This window comes from Macrococcus psychrotolerans (assembly GCF_038095555.1).
Lineage (GTDB): Bacteria > Bacillota > Bacilli > Staphylococcales > Staphylococcaceae > Macrococcoides > Macrococcoides psychrotolerans.
Map to the genome: position 1 here is coordinate 1,842,527 of NZ_CP124591.1, position 13,912 is coordinate 1,856,438.

The window sequence follows — 13,912 nt, forward strand, 5'->3', positions numbered from 1 at the left end:
CCACTTATTTTTAAAATCTTATTAAATTTGTAGCTGCATATACATCATCATATTCATTTAAAACATTAAGCTGTTCATCTACAATATCCAAGTGATATGGACCAGTTGCTTCATTAATCTTCTCTATCTTATCAAGCGACACATCATCATGCTTCTTAAAATTAAAAGTAACACTATAGTCCGTCTTCTCACCAGTACCGTATACAAGTTCTCCTAAAACCTTCTCTGTTCCATTACCTTCAAATAAAAACTTCAACTCATTTGGTAACGTAAATCTAAAGCGATAGTGGGGAGTATTATGCATTAAATAATCATATAATATTCGATCAATTTTATAATCTAATCTAAATGAAATACCATGTTCATTATGCGTTGCCACTAAATTCTTTATCATAAAATGAGGCATTATAAACGCTTTATCTGCTACATCAGCTGATACAGCTCCAGGTTTAACTAGCTCAACATTCTTACTTTGTTTCTTATCCATAGTATCACCTTGATTCTTCGTTAAAAAATAATAGAGCGCACCACTTGCTGCAGCAAAGATAGCAGCACCAATTGTTTGTTTATATTTCATATATATTAGCTCCTTTATACTTTTTATTCTTATACCCCATTTCGCTTAGGTAATGCATAAATACAATAAATTACACCGTCACACAAATATTATTTTGCGTTAAATTAATTTTCCCTCAATAAATAATGGAGATGATAATATGTTTAGAGAGAAGGAACGTATAAATTTAATACTCTTATATGGACTTGAAGATGCAATTGAATTATATGCTAAATATAATAATCAAGCTTATAAGCATCTGAATGAATATAAAAATATCAATAAACAACTTCTAGAAAAACTATCACTAGCAATCAGTTATATCGAAAGACAAGTTGTTCAATAATAAAAGGAGTAGGTATCTGAGATACCTACTCCTCTTCCATCCTCTAATTCTTACTTCAATTCTTCCAAATAACTCTCACCAAACTCTGGCAATTCAACACCAAAGTTATCAGCAATCGTCGCACCAATTGAAGCGAATGTAGTATGCGATTCTAATTCACGACCACCATCAAACTGTTTACTATACATGAGTAGCGGTACATATTCTCTTGTATGATCTGTTCCCGGCATTGTAGGGTCGTTACCATGGTCTGCCGTAATAATGAGTAAATCATCTTCTCTTAACGCTTCTAATAATTCACCTAGTCTATCATCAAATGCTTTAATTGCATTCATATAACCTTCTTTATCACGACGATGTCCATACAATGCATCAAAGTCCACTAGGTTCAGGAAGCTTATTCCATCAAAGTCAGACTTCACAACTTCTAATAATTTATCCATACCATCCATATTATCTTTCGTTCGGATGGACTTCGTTACACCTTCACCATCATAGATGTCATTGATTTTACCGATTGCGATAACATCACGCCCTGCATCTTGAAGTTCATTCATCACTGTACGTCCAAATGGTTTTAATGCATAGTCATGACGATTTGATGTTCTCGTGAAATTCCCTGGTTTACCTACATATGGGCGTGCAATAATGCGCCCAATTAAATATTTCGGGTCTTTCGTATATTCACGGACTTTCTCACAAATCTCATAGAGTTCTTCAAGCGGGATAATCTCTTCGTGTGCAGCAATTTGCAGTACTGGGTCAGCTGAAGTATAGACGATTAAGTCACCTGTTTTCATTTGGTGTTCGCCCCACTCATCAATAATTGCTGTTCCTGATGCTGGTTTATTAGCTACGACTTTTCGTCCTGTCATTTCTTCAATAGCTGTAACAAGTTCTTTAGGGAAGCCATTCGGATATACTTTGAATGGCTGATCGATATTCAGCCCCATTATCTCCCAATGACCTGTCATCGTATCTTTTCCTACAGATGCTTCCGATAATTTCGTATAGTATGCTCCTGGTTTATCGACTTTTTTTACGACCGGAAGTGGTGCAATATTACCTAATCCTAACTTTTCTAAGTTCGGTAATTTGCCTTCATATCCTTCCAGCGTATGTTTTAAAGTATGGCTCCCAGTATCACCAAACTTCTCTGCATCTGGTGCTTCACCAATCCCTACAGAATCCATTACGATAAGATGCACTCTTTTAAATGTCATAATATCTCTCCTATTCAGTTATGACTTTATGAATTAACACTGGCGCTTCTGCGTGGTCAGAGATTTCAATATTGTCATAAATTTTGTTCATTACATCCTCTACATTATCACGGTTTGCATAAATTGTTACAAGTGATTCGCCTTCTTCAACTTTGTCGCCAACTTTCTTGCGTAACATCAGTCCTACTGCAAGATCAATCGTATCTTCTTTCGTTGCACGGCCTGCTCCAAGCAGCATAGAAGCAATGCCTAATTCATCAGCAACAATTTTACTTACCACACCTGTGCGTTTCGCCGGTACTTCAATGACATATTTCGCTTGTGGCAACTTCGTTACATCATCAACTACTGAAGGATCTCCACCTTGGTTTTTAAGGAATGTTTTAAATTTATCCAGCGCTTTACCGTTGTTAATTACTTCTTGTAACTGTGCACGTGCATCTTCAAGTGTATTCGCTTTACCTGCTAGCACGACCATCTGGCTACCTAGTGTTAAAACAAGTTCTGTTAAATCTTCAGGACCTTCTCCACGTAAAGTTTCAATCGCTTCTTTCACTTCAAGCGCATTACCAATCGCATATCCTAACGGCTGACTCATATCAGAAATAATCGCCATCGTATTACGTCCAACATTATTACCGATCTTAACCATCGCAGTTGCTAACATTTCTGCGTCTTTATCTGTTTTCATAAATGCGCCTGCACCTGTCTTAACATCAAGTACAATCGCATCTGCACCAGCTGCAATCTTCTTACTCATAATACTTGATGCAATAAGTGGAATACTATTTACCGTTCCTGTAACGTCACGTAATGCATAAAGCTTCTTATCAGCAGGTGTTAAATTACCTGTCTGTCCGATAACCGCAAGTTTGTCTTCATTTACAAGTTTCATGAAATCATCTTCCGAAATTTCTACATGGAAACCTTCAACTGCTTCCAGCTTATCAATCGTACCACCTGTATGTCCCAGTCCACGACCACTCATCTTCGCAACTGGAATATCAAGCGCTGCAACTAAGGGTCCAAGTACTAAAGTTGTCGTATCACCTACACCACCTGTTGAGTGTTTATCAACTTTAATCCCTTCAATTGCTGATAAGTCGATCTGGTCGCCACTTTCAACCATTGCCATCGTTAAGTTTGCTCGTTCTTCGTCATTCATATCCTGGAAGAAAATCGCCATCGCTAAACTTGATGCTTGATAATCTGGAACTTCACCATTCGTATAACCTTTGATGAAAAACTCGATTTCTTCTTTCGTAAGCGCACGTCCATCTCGTTTCTTTGCAATAATGTCTACCATTCTCATTATAATTTCCTCCTTTTTGTAAACGCTTTCTATAAATTTATAAGGGAAAGGGAATTAATAATCCCCTTTAGCTTCTTCACCTTTTAAAATTTGTACACCTGCACTTGCACCGATACGTGTTGCACCCGCTTCAACCATCGCCATAACGTCTTCATAAGAACGCACACCACCTGAAGCTTTAACACCCATATCAGGGCCCACAGTTTTTCGCATTAATGCGATATCTTCTTTCGTTGCACCACCAGATGAAAATCCAGTAGATGTCTTCACGAAATCTGCACCTTGCGCTTGCGCAATTTCACATGCTTTTACTTTCTCTTCATCGGTCAATAGCGCTGTTTCGATGATCACCTTTGTCGTAACATCTCCTGCAGCATCAACTACTGCTTTAATATCTTCAGCTACTAAGTCATAGTTCTTATCTTTAAGCGCACCTATATTAATAACCATATCAACTTCACCGGCACCATTTGCAATCGCATCTTTCGTTTCAAATGCTTTCACAGCAGGTGTATTCGCACCTAATGGGAAGCCGATAACTGTACACACAAGAACATCAGTTCCTTCTAATAAAGATTTAGCATACTTTACGTGTGAAGGGTTGACACACACACTCATAAATTCATATTCGCGTGCTTCCTGTGCTAATTGAGCTATCTGTGCCTTCGTTGTTTCAGGCTTTAATGCTGTATGATCAATATACTTTGCTAAGTTCATGATTCATCCTCCTTTAATTTCACTTCTATTATATCAGATACTGAACAAAAGTAAAAATCATAAATGAACTTATGTTCAAATCAAAGTAATTTCCTGGCTGTAATACTATCGGTAATGAGCACATTAGGAATATTTCCATTTAGTGCACCACGTATTGCTTCAACTTTATGGTTTCCTCCAGCAACAAGTATGCTCGTTGGTATTTTGCGTAATGTATCGAGCGTAACACCCATCGTACGATCATCTACCCATCTGTCTGCTATTTTACCATCTTTCGTATAGAATCTCGAACAAATATCGCCTACAGCACTCGTTTTCAATCGTTTCACTTCATCTTCAGAGAAAAAACCGAGCTTAAAAAGTAACGCCTCATCTCTAACTGTCCCTGTTGTATAAATCGCAACATTACATTTCGGCGCCATCTTCAATATACTTTTAATATGACGATCGGCACTAACAAGTCTCTTTACTTCCTTATTATCAAATATGACTGGAACCGGTAAGTCTCTCGGAATGGAATTAAAGCTACGCGCAAATAAGGACAACGTTTCATGCGAATGGGTCACCACATCAGAATATGAGACTCCACCTTTAAGCTGAATCGTTTCTACACCATTTAAATTCAATGGTTTCATAAGTTCAGCAACGCGAAACATTGTCTTACCCCAGCTGATACCTACAATATCATTATTCTTCACAGTTCGAGATAAATATTCCGCAGCACATTCAGATATTGCCTTTATCACTGTTTCATTACGATCATTTGTTACATCTTTAATGATCACTTCCTTCAGACCATATTTCTCCCGAATTAAATGTGCTAATTCATCACTCTTCTCGTATGGATCATGAATGATGATTTCAACAATCCCCATATCTCTGGCATGGTTTAATTGTCTTGATACAGTAGGTCTTGATATATCCAGCTCATCCGCAATTTCTTTTTGACCAAGGTTTTCCTCATAGTACATCTTTGCAATCTTTATACATTGCTTCATCTTATCTTCCATTCTCTTCACCTCTACTCTTCAATTCTATATAAAAACAAAAAAAAATACACTCCAAACTATTTGGAGCGTACCAAGTAAATTTATTATTTCAAGAATGATTTAAGCATCCAATTATGTTTCTCAAGGTTACTAATCATACCTAGGAACATATCTGCAGTCATCTCATCATCTGCTTCTTCGGCTGCTGCTTTACCTTCTTCTAATTGTTTAATAATCTTATCGAAGTCTCTCGATAAATCTTTAACCATATCCTCAGCCGTTAAATCTTTCTTCGCTTCTTTAACTACAGATAATTCAAGCGATTCTTTCAATGTCGCAATTGGATGTCCTTGAATTGCTAAAATACGTTCAGCTAGTTCATCGATATATGTACTAGCTTCATTATAAAATTCTTCAAATTTTACGTGTAAGCTAAAGAAGTGAGGCCCTTTAACATACCAGTGATAATTATGAATTTTAGTATATAATACCGTCCAGTTTGCTACTTGCTGGTTTAAAGCTGTTACTACTTTGTTATCATTTGATTTTTTTGCCATTATAAATCTCTCCTCTATCTTGTTTATATTAATTATTATATTATAATCATTCTAATTAATAAAGTATTATGTCTTATTCGAATTTATTTGGGTATACTAATTAAAAAGGAGGGCATTATGCTAAAAAAATACATATTACCAACCATCATAGCAGTTATCGTCTTTTTTATCTTATTCACAATCGATCTCTGGAAAGTACTGTTAATGGACATACTTACTTCTACCCCTTTTATTATACTTTTATGCATTTGCGCATTATTTGCTGCTTTGCTAGCTTATCTCTTCAGCAAACTTGCCTATAAAGTTGATAACGACCCATCACTTGAACATTACGAACAGGATCGTGCAAGCTTTAAGAAATTCTCAGAAATGAATATATTCTTAATCATTTCATTTTATTTTGCACTTGGCTCAATTATGTTAATCAGTTTAAACCATGCACCTTTCTATTTAGGGATTATCAGTATCGTAACACTTATGATCGCAATCGTAATGCGCTATTATGGTTACAGTATGATCAATAAACTTTATCCAGAACGCGACCTTCCAGAAAACTTCGAATCAGACTTTGATGATAAACTCATCGACTCATTAACCAAAGAAGAAATGATTACAATATTTACGGGTCTCTACAATGCATTTAAGTTAACAAATATCATCTTACCTGCAGCAATGTTGTTAATAACAATTTACGGATATGCAACAGGTATCCCTCAACATTTTGCATTAAGTGTTATAGCAGGATGTGCGATTGCAATTAATATTATGTATCAGGTAACGGTAAGAAAATTGATATAAAAATAGCAGTTATCCATTCAAGGATAGCTGCTATTTTTTAACTCTTATTTTTCTTCTACTATTAATGGTTGGTCAGGCTTAACAAAGAACCATAATACAATTGCTACAACAGCTGGAATAATCATCAAATAGAATGTCGTATCCCAACCATAATGCTGTACAAGGTATCCACCAAGCATCGGACTTAAGAAAGCACCCACGTTACCCCATAAGTTCATCCATCCTGATACAGTTCCAGAGAAGTTACGTCCAAGGTCAGTAGCAGAAGCCCAGCTCATACCCATAGATAAACCTACACCACCAAGACATAATGATAAGTAGATTAAATTCATAACCATGTCATTTGTCTGAACAGATAAGAATAATGAAACTGCAAATACGATAAATCCAAAGATTGCAATCAACGCACGCGCTCTAAAACGTGAATAGCCTCTAGAGATAATTGCATCTGAAATTGTGCCACCCGCCATAATCAGTATAAACATCATTAACCACGGCGCTGCTGCTAAGAACTTCATATCCTTTAATACAACATGGTATTCCTCTTGTAAATATGTCGGTAACCAAATTAAGAATAAAGTAATAACAAACTGTACTACAAAGTATTGTCCAGCAATCGCAAAGAAACTGAAGCGCTTGAAGAATAGTCCCCAAGGTGCAGATGTCTTATCTGTCTGAACCACATCACGGTTTTCCATGATGTATGCTTTCTCTGCTTCGTTAACCATCTTATGATGTTCCGGTAAGTCTTTAGCAATGATTGCCCAGATTGCAGCAATAATGATACCAATCGCACCGAAAATAAAGAATACTGCTTCCCAACCGAAAGCTTGATAAATAGCTATTGTTACAAACGGTGCAATAACAGGACCAAAGTATGATCCTGCAAGCAATGCACTTGATGCACGACCTTTTTCACTTTTGGCAAACCAATATGTATTAAATACTGCATTTGAAGGATACATCGGTCCTTCCCCTACACCAAATAAGAAACGCATTGTGTATAATAATCCGTGATTTTTGACAACCCCTGTTAGAATTGTGAATGCACTCCACCAAACAAGTGCAAATGTTAACATTTTCTTAGGGCCAAACTTCTCCGCCATAATACCTGCTGGCACTTGCATTAATGCATAACCTGCTGCAAATACCGAAGCTAACATACCAAACTGTGTCTTATTCATATTCAGATCTTCCATCATTGGTTGCGCAATATATGAGATATTGGCTCTATCCATATATGCAATAACTCCAATCAGAAAGAACATCAGTGCAAACATCCATCTTACTTTAGTAGCTTTTTGACTCATTTAATTCACCTCATTAATTTGTATAGTCATCCTATGACCAATTGACTAGATTAAAAATAACACATGCTGAAAACGATTACAATAACTTTGTGAAATTTTAGCTCAAAAATAAAATATTTGTTATATAACACTGTGAAAAAATACCAAAAAAGCTATTTTTGAAAGAAAATTTCTAATATATATCAGTTTTATTACAAGGTATTTTCGGGATAAATTACACCTCAAAAATTCACAGACTTTCCTTAAGGATATATATTTTGTGAATTTAGTATCAAAGTTGTATACTAATATTGTAAATAAATATTTGGAGGGATTATTACATGAAAGCAGCAGTATGGCATGGTAAAAAAGACATTCGAGTTGAAGACAGAGAAATCCGTGAAATGCGTGATAATGAGGTACGCGTTAAGGTCGGATATGCTGGAATTTGCGGTAGTGACTTACATGAGTATCAAGAAGGACCAGTATTCGTTCCCGTAGACAAAGAGGATGATCTTACTGGGGGTAAAGCACCTCTAATCATGGGACATGAGTTTTCAGGTACAGTCGTTGAAGTTGGTAAAGAGGTTAAAGACTTCAAAGTTGGCGATCGTGTTTCAGTAAACCCAACTGTGACATATGGTAAAAATACAGATGAACTAGATGTCTATGATGGCTTCAGTTTCCTCGGCCTACATACAGATGGTGGTTTTACTGACTTAGTTAATGTACCAGAAACTAATCTTTACCACTTACCAGATTCATTATCTTTACGTGTAGCAGCAACTATCGAGCCTTTAGCGGTAGGCGTTCAAGCTGTTAAAGAAAGTGGCTTAGAGTTCGGAGACACTGTGGCAATCTTTGGCGCGGGTCCTATTGGTATCTATACGACCCTTGCAGCTCGTGCGGCTGGTGCAAGTAAAATTATTGTACTAGATCTTTCTAAAGAACGTTTAGAAAAAGCAAAAGAATGCGGCGCAACGCATGTCATTAACTCAGGCGAGGTAAACGCGGTAGAAGCAATCAAAGAAATCGTACCAGGTGGAGTAGACCGTTCATTTGAAGTAGCCGGGGTAACACCTACATTTGTACAAGCGATCGATGCTACACGTCCTCGTGGCACAATGGTAATCGTTTCTATTTTTGCTGGTGACATTACCTGGCCACCATTACAATTGACTAATGCTGGTGTGAAAATCACTTCAACAATCGCTTATTCAAGAGCATCTTACCAACAAACAATCGATTTAATGGGTAGTGGTCAAATTGATACAGAGAGTACTATTACCGGGGAAATTGAGCTTGATGATATCGTAGAACACGGTTTCGAAAAATTAACAAATGATAAATCTCAAGTTAAGATCTTAGTTAAGCTTAATGGAGAAGACTAAAAAATAAAAAGTGCTGAGACAAGGTGTCTCAGCACTTTTTTTATATTAACTTTTCTCTAAAATTCCTTGTATAATCGTTTAGTTTATAGTCTTCAGGTACCTGTTCTGTTCTGACCACAAGTACGTCACACTTTGCATATCTAACGATCGCTTCAGACACACTTCCCATAACGAAACGCTCAAATGCATTGTAGCCACTTGATCCGCACATTATTAAATCAACCTTGTAACCTACTGCAATTTGTTTCGGAATAATATTTTTAGCTGCGCCATGCGCTATAACGATTTCAACATCCTTTACACCTCGGTCTAACGCGATTGCTTTGTACCCTTCTAGCAATTCTTGTGCATAGATATCAGCGTTCTCAGCAAGTGATCCACCTTTGGCATCAACGTTAGCATAAGTTCTAATATCAACAATATGTGTAAGTACAAGTTTTGCATCATTCCTTACAGCTACCCCAATCCCTTTCTCAAACGCATACTCACTGACCTTAGAACCATCTAACGGGATTAATATTGTATTATATTTCATAGTATTCCCTCCGAATCATATTTTCTTATACTTATTGTAACATCCAAGTGTTTTATAATCCTAGATTCTTCATATATTGTTCACGTACATCTGCTTTCAATGTCTCATTAGGCAGGAAATACCAAAGCCCATCTTCTAATATCTCACCGTCTCCTTGAAGCTGAACTTTCTTCACATTGCGAACTGCGCCATTATAACCAGTAGCTAATCCTTTTAAATCATCAAATGATAAATCAGTTACAACATTTCCTTCGATACTTTTCAATAAAGAATCTAATTTCGTTACAGAATCTACGCTTAATACTTTTGTTGCTAATGCCTGAATCACAAGCTGCTGTCTTTCCTGGCGACCGAAATCGCCTCCCGCACCTTCTTGTTTACGACTTCTAATAAATGCCATAGCTCCATCACCATCTAGATGAATTTCTTGTCCTTTTACAAAATTGAATCCACCATAACTGAAAGTAGAATTGCTGACAACATCGATACCACCGACTTTATCTACCATTTCATGCATACCATCCATATTAATCGTCGCATAATAATCGATAGGAACATTCATAAATTTCTCTACAGATGCTACCGCCATCTTTGCCCCACCGTATGCGTATGCATGTGCGATTTTCTCGTTCGTTCCTTTACCTACCATTTCACTGTATGTATCACGAGGGATACTTACCATTTGTGATTTGTTCGTCTTTGGATTGATGCTCATCAGAATAATCGAGTCACTACGTCCAGCATCGCCAGTTGCAAGTCTTTGCTGATTTGAATCAACCCCGAATAATGCAACACTGATTGCATCTTTATTACCGATGTCAACTTTGTCACCACGCAGTTCTGACTTGTCCCTACCTTCTATTTTGTGCTGAATATGCTCTGCCGTTTGTTTCACCTTAAAATATGATCCACCTACAAACCATGCAGCTATTAATAACATGAGTACAAATACGATTAAAAATATTGAAAGACATCCCAGTCTTCTCTTTCTTCTCTTTTCCATAAATCCACCTCGTTTACTTAATAATACAACAATACAAGCCAATATTCATAAGGCTTAAGTATGACTTGTTCCTTTTCTTATGCACTTAAAAGTATACTAATAAAATTTTGATTACACAAAATTTATTTAGTAAAAATAAGTAAATTCCCTCTTAAATTTATACCTTTATATCCCTCACTCAGTAAGCGTCTGATTTCCATATCATCAGTCATTTTCACAGCAACTTCTTCTTCATATATGCAATCTCTATCACGGAATAACGCAAAGATATAGCGAATTTTATCATCATATACGTTATCTAGCGCTACAATCTTCATACCATGGTGAAACTTATCTTTGATGCTCGCGATATTGTCTGGGTGTACTGTAGCCATTATTATCGTATATTTGTCATCGATCTCCTGAAACAGCCATTCTCCTAATTTTTTCTGTAACCCTCTTCCACGATAGTCTGGATGTACAACTGTAATATCAGAGTAGATGAGCCGATCTCTATCAGATGGATCAAGTGCTATATATTTTCCTAGGTAATCGTCTACTGGTATATGCATTGAACGAAATGCTACAATCCTTTCGTCAATCTGACAAATACATAACACACCATCATTCACGTTTTGAGCAATCTCTTCTTCAGATAAAGTTACGAGCATATCTTTATTGCCAATTTCCTGTATAGCAGCTTTTTGAACATCTAGTATAGCTTGAATATTAGTATTATTAGCGAATTTAATTTTCATTACATTCTCCTTTTAAGAAAAATTTTACTTGCATATTACATAGATATCATGCAAAATATTATACATTGACCGTAATTATTTCGTTCTATCGTCTCAATCAGTCATAATTTTAATATACGTCAAAAAAGAGGGAGTTAAAATGATAAAATTAGAACAGTCAATATTCAAGACAGCAAGCCAAGTCGAGCATGTTTTAAATGCTATACTTTTAAAACGATTCGGAATCACATTTGCTGAATTTCTTATTCTATACAAAGTATATAAAGATAGTAATAGCTCAGTGACAGACATACAAGATGACATTCAATATAAGATGGATTCTGCAAGCATAAAGACTAAGAAACTTAGGGACTTAGGGTTCGTCGTTAAAGAACGTCGTAAAGATGATGAACGTAAAGTATGTGTGAAAATTACAGATAGTGGCTGTGAAATCGTCAAACTAGTCATGGTGGAGCATCAACAATGTATTTATGATAGTATAGGAAATACTTTCACAAAAGAGGACGGTGAAACCCTATTTATCCTTCTTGATAAATACAGAAAAGCTTTCCATCAATATACCGATACGATTAACTAAAAAACTGGGTGCACTTCAATGTGCATCCAGTTTTTTACAGTTCTGCAGATTGTACTTGTTGTCGTAAAAATCCCTGCTGTTCTTCTTTATTGATCTTAACAATCTTGAACCCAGTATAACCATAAACAAGTGAAATGATTGGTACTACAAAATTTAGAATTGCATATGGTGCATAGTCAAATACATGTACACCTAGTGTTGCTAAAATGAATACACCACATGTATTCCACGGTACGAATACACTTGTTAGTGTACCACTATCTTCTAAACAACGTGATAAGTTTTTCGGGTGTAAACCTTTATCAATAAACGCCTTTAAGTACATACGACTTGGTACTACGATACTAATATATTGTTCTGAACATGTTGCATTCACTGTAAAGCAGCTTAACAATGTTGCTGCAATCAAACTACCCGTAGATTTCGCCACAAGTAAAATCTTTGAAATCAATGCTTGTAACATGCCACTGAACTCTAGAATTCCACCAAACGTCATGGCAACAATCGTCATCGAAATCGTAAAGAACATAGATTCCAGACCACCTTTGTTGAATAACTCCATTACAAGTGCATTATCCGACTTCATCACATAACCTTCCTGTAACGTCTTCGCGATGATTTGTAAACTATCTCCTTGAATAAAGAATTGACACCCTGCCCCTAATATTATACCGACGACAAGTGCTGGGACTGCCGGGACTTTAAGCGCCACAAGTACAATGACAGCCACAGGCACTAACAATAACCATGGTGATAATGTAAACTGCACTTCCATTGCTTTCGTGATTGAATCAATTTTTGTCGTATCTAAATGACCACCACTAAACTGACGACCAATAAAAAAGTATGCAATCAATGCAATAATAATACCCGGTATTGTTGTGAAAAACATATGCTTAATATGATCAAATAAATCTGTACCCGTTAAACCTGAAGCTAAATTCGTCGTGTCTGATAACGGACTCATCTTATCTCCAAAGTAGCTTCCTGAAATAACTGCACCCGCAATCATACCCGCTGGAATATCCATACTCAAACCGATTCCCATACCTGCAACACCTACTGTCGCCATTGTAGACCAGCTAGAACCAATTGCAAGTGCAACAATGCTACAAATAATACAAATTGTTACAAGGAACATTGAAGGAGAAATCATCTTCAAACCATAATAGATCATTGTTGCAACGATACCCCCACCAATCCATGCTCCAATGACTAAACCAACAAGGATGATGATGACAATTGCCGGTAGCGCCATCTTAATCCCTCTATACATCATTTCTTCAATTTGTTCCCAAGTAAAACCATGTCTATGTGCTACGATTGCTGCGACAGCAGTGCCGATCATCAATGGAATATGTGGTGCTTGCTTAAGTTTTACAACCCAAAGTAGCATACAGACAATCATAACAAGTAAAGGCACTAATGCCCAAAAAACATTAATATCTTTTCTTTCAAATGCTTTCTTTTCTTTCCCCATCCGTCATTCTCCCCTTTGTGAAAACGCTTTCTTGTTACATTTTAAAGTAATAAAGAAGAAAAATCTATAATAATTTTTCAAATCACTCCAAAAAAATAAATCTTCCTATAAAACATCTTTTTAATAGGAAGATTATCAAAATATTTGTTATTTTTCATCTGACTTAAGTTTGTCTACAACAATTGTAATAGCCATGCCAATCATAGTAATAAATGAGGCAGCAATTGCATTATCAGGGCCCACGAACATTTGGAGGAATAAATTATTATACATATCTAATTGCATTAAAACATCCATAAACGGCCTCCTATTTTTCATGCTATAATAAGTATACCTATTTTATCAGAAAATTCAAATTACAATTATATTACAAAATATAACCAAATGTATAAAGAATGGAAA

16 protein-coding genes are annotated in these 13,912 nt (G+C 36.2%); 4 read left to right on the forward strand and 12 right to left on the reverse strand.

Going from position 1 to position 13,912, the window contains the following annotated elements:
• Nucleotides 1-10: 10 nt before the first annotated feature.
• Nucleotides 11-577, reverse strand: coding sequence for a hypothetical protein (locus QA539_RS09660; protein ID WP_419895145.1), 567 nt, complete (start codon nt 575-577; stop codon nt 11-13).
• Between the two features lie 139 nt (nt 578-716).
• Between QA539_RS09660 and QA539_RS09665 the strand changes: the two genes are divergently transcribed.
• Complete coding sequence (locus QA539_RS09665; protein ID WP_419895146.1) at nt 717-902, forward strand: hypothetical protein; 186 nt, start codon at nt 717-719, stop codon at nt 900-902.
• A 50-nt stretch (nt 903-952) separates the two neighbouring features.
• On the opposite strand, the gene deoB is transcribed toward QA539_RS09665, so the two are convergent.
• From deoB to QA539_RS09690, 5 genes are all read right to left on the reverse strand, one after another.
• Nucleotides 953-2,125, reverse strand: coding sequence for a phosphopentomutase (deoB, locus tag QA539_RS09670; RefSeq protein WP_419895147.1), 1,173 nt, complete (start codon nt 2,123-2,125; stop codon nt 953-955).
• A gap of 10 nt (nt 2,126-2,135) precedes the next feature.
• Nucleotides 2,136-3,437, reverse strand: a complete 1,302-nt coding sequence (locus QA539_RS09675) for a pyrimidine-nucleoside phosphorylase (protein WP_419895148.1) — start codon at nt 3,435-3,437, stop codon at nt 2,136-2,138.
• Between the two features lie 54 nt (nt 3,438-3,491).
• Nucleotides 3,492-4,154 (reverse strand): deoxyribose-phosphate aldolase, encoded by a 663-nt coding sequence (gene deoC, locus QA539_RS09680; RefSeq protein ID WP_219493226.1) that lies wholly within the window; start codon nt 4,152-4,154, stop codon nt 3,492-3,494.
• Between the two features lie 80 nt (nt 4,155-4,234).
• Nucleotides 4,235-5,164 carry a sugar-binding transcriptional regulator gene (locus QA539_RS09685; protein ID WP_219493227.1) on the reverse strand — a complete coding sequence of 310 codons (930 nt, stop codon included), beginning with the start codon at nt 5,162-5,164 and terminating at the stop codon, nt 4,235-4,237.
• Between the two features lie 83 nt (nt 5,165-5,247).
• Complete coding sequence (locus QA539_RS09690; protein ID WP_219493229.1) at nt 5,248-5,700, reverse strand: Dps family protein; 453 nt, start codon at nt 5,698-5,700, stop codon at nt 5,248-5,250.
• Between the two features lie 117 nt (nt 5,701-5,817).
• Between QA539_RS09690 and QA539_RS09695 the strand changes: the two genes are divergently transcribed.
• Nucleotides 5,818-6,498, forward strand: a complete 681-nt coding sequence (locus QA539_RS09695) for a hypothetical protein (RefSeq protein WP_283722204.1) — start codon at nt 5,818-5,820, stop codon at nt 6,496-6,498.
• 44 nt (nt 6,499-6,542) lie between these two features.
• Here QA539_RS09695 and QA539_RS09700 read toward each other — a convergent pair whose 3' ends face one another.
• Nucleotides 6,543-7,808, reverse strand: a complete 1,266-nt coding sequence (locus QA539_RS09700) for an MFS transporter (RefSeq protein ID WP_219493232.1) — start codon at nt 7,806-7,808, stop codon at nt 6,543-6,545.
• A gap of 320 nt (nt 7,809-8,128) precedes the next feature.
• Here QA539_RS09700 and QA539_RS09705 point away from each other — a divergent pair, with 320 nt between their 5' ends.
• The gene (locus QA539_RS09705; RefSeq protein ID WP_419895149.1) at nt 8,129-9,178 is read left to right on the forward strand and encodes a 2,3-butanediol dehydrogenase; all 1,050 of its coding nucleotides are present in this window, start codon (nt 8,129-8,131) and stop codon (nt 9,176-9,178) included.
• Nucleotides 9,179-9,218: 40 nt separating this feature from the next.
• Here the strand turns inward: QA539_RS09705 and QA539_RS09710 are convergent, their stop codons facing one another.
• The 3 genes from QA539_RS09710 to QA539_RS09720 form a co-directional block, all read right to left on the reverse strand.
• Nucleotides 9,219-9,713, reverse strand: coding sequence for a universal stress protein (locus QA539_RS09710; RefSeq protein WP_419895150.1), 495 nt, complete (start codon nt 9,711-9,713; stop codon nt 9,219-9,221).
• A 52-nt stretch (nt 9,714-9,765) separates the two neighbouring features.
• On the reverse strand, nt 9,766-10,716 hold the full coding sequence (locus tag QA539_RS09715; RefSeq protein ID WP_419895151.1) for an LCP family protein: 951 nt from the start codon (nt 10,714-10,716) through the stop codon (nt 9,766-9,768).
• Between the two features lie 122 nt (nt 10,717-10,838).
• A complete protein-coding gene (locus QA539_RS09720) occupies nt 10,839-11,453 on the reverse strand; it encodes a GNAT family N-acetyltransferase (RefSeq protein WP_419895152.1) in 615 nt (204 codons plus the stop codon).
• A 139-nt stretch (nt 11,454-11,592) separates the two neighbouring features.
• Here QA539_RS09720 and QA539_RS09725 point away from each other — a divergent pair, with 139 nt between their 5' ends.
• Nucleotides 11,593-12,030: a MarR family winged helix-turn-helix transcriptional regulator gene (locus tag QA539_RS09725; protein WP_219493239.1), complete on the forward strand. Its 438-nt coding sequence runs from the start codon at nt 11,593-11,595 to the stop codon at nt 12,028-12,030.
• Between the two features lie 34 nt (nt 12,031-12,064).
• On the opposite strand, the gene nhaC is transcribed toward QA539_RS09725, so the two are convergent.
• The gene (nhaC, locus tag QA539_RS09730; protein WP_419895153.1) at nt 12,065-13,510 is read right to left on the reverse strand and encodes a Na+/H+ antiporter NhaC; all 1,446 of its coding nucleotides are present in this window, start codon (nt 13,508-13,510) and stop codon (nt 12,065-12,067) included.
• A gap of 147 nt (nt 13,511-13,657) precedes the next feature.
• On the reverse strand, nt 13,658-13,807 hold the full coding sequence (locus tag QA539_RS09735) for a hypothetical protein (protein ID WP_219493241.1): 150 nt from the start codon (nt 13,805-13,807) through the stop codon (nt 13,658-13,660).
• Nucleotides 13,808-13,912: the final 105 nt, after the last annotated feature.

What these genes read in the sequence shown, in the direction of transcription:
- QA539_RS09660 (WP_419895145.1), bottom strand. Translation starts at nt 577, where the DNA reads ATGAAATATAAACAAACAATTGGTGCTGCTATCTTTGCTGCAGCAAGT.
- QA539_RS09665 (WP_419895146.1), top strand. Translation starts at nt 717, where the DNA reads ATGTTTAGAGAGAAGGAACGTATAAATTTAATACTCTTATATGGACTT.
- deoB (WP_419895147.1), bottom strand. Translation starts at nt 2,125, where the DNA reads ATGACATTTAAAAGAGTGCATCTTATCGTAATGGATTCTGTAGGGATT.
- QA539_RS09675 (WP_419895148.1), bottom strand. Translation starts at nt 3,437, where the DNA reads ATGAGAATGGTAGACATTATTGCAAAGAAACGAGATGGACGTGCGCTT.
- deoC (WP_219493226.1), bottom strand. Translation starts at nt 4,154, where the DNA reads ATGAACTTAGCAAAGTATATTGATCATACAGCATTAAAGCCTGAAACA.
- QA539_RS09685 (WP_219493227.1), bottom strand. Translation starts at nt 5,164, where the DNA reads ATGGAAGATAAGATGAAGCAATGTATAAAGATTGCAAAGATGTACTAT.
- QA539_RS09690 (WP_219493229.1), bottom strand. Translation starts at nt 5,700, where the DNA reads ATGGCAAAAAAATCAAATGATAACAAAGTAGTAACAGCTTTAAACCAG.
- QA539_RS09695 (WP_283722204.1), top strand. Translation starts at nt 5,818, where the DNA reads ATGCTAAAAAAATACATATTACCAACCATCATAGCAGTTATCGTCTTT.
- QA539_RS09700 (WP_219493232.1), bottom strand. Translation starts at nt 7,808, where the DNA reads ATGAGTCAAAAAGCTACTAAAGTAAGATGGATGTTTGCACTGATGTTC.
- QA539_RS09705 (WP_419895149.1), top strand. Translation starts at nt 8,129, where the DNA reads ATGAAAGCAGCAGTATGGCATGGTAAAAAAGACATTCGAGTTGAAGAC.
- QA539_RS09710 (WP_419895150.1), bottom strand. Translation starts at nt 9,713, where the DNA reads ATGAAATATAATACAATATTAATCCCGTTAGATGGTTCTAAGGTCAGT.
- QA539_RS09715 (WP_419895151.1), bottom strand. Translation starts at nt 10,716, where the DNA reads ATGGAAAAGAGAAGAAAGAGAAGACTGGGATGTCTTTCAATATTTTTA.
- QA539_RS09720 (WP_419895152.1), bottom strand. Translation starts at nt 11,453, where the DNA reads ATGAAAATTAAATTCGCTAATAATACTAATATTCAAGCTATACTAGAT.
- QA539_RS09725 (WP_219493239.1), top strand. Translation starts at nt 11,593, where the DNA reads ATGATAAAATTAGAACAGTCAATATTCAAGACAGCAAGCCAAGTCGAG.
- nhaC (WP_419895153.1), bottom strand. Translation starts at nt 13,510, where the DNA reads ATGGGGAAAGAAAAGAAAGCATTTGAAAGAAAAGATATTAATGTTTTT.
- QA539_RS09735 (WP_219493241.1), bottom strand. Translation starts at nt 13,807, where the DNA reads ATGGATGTTTTAATGCAATTAGATATGTATAATAATTTATTCCTCCAA.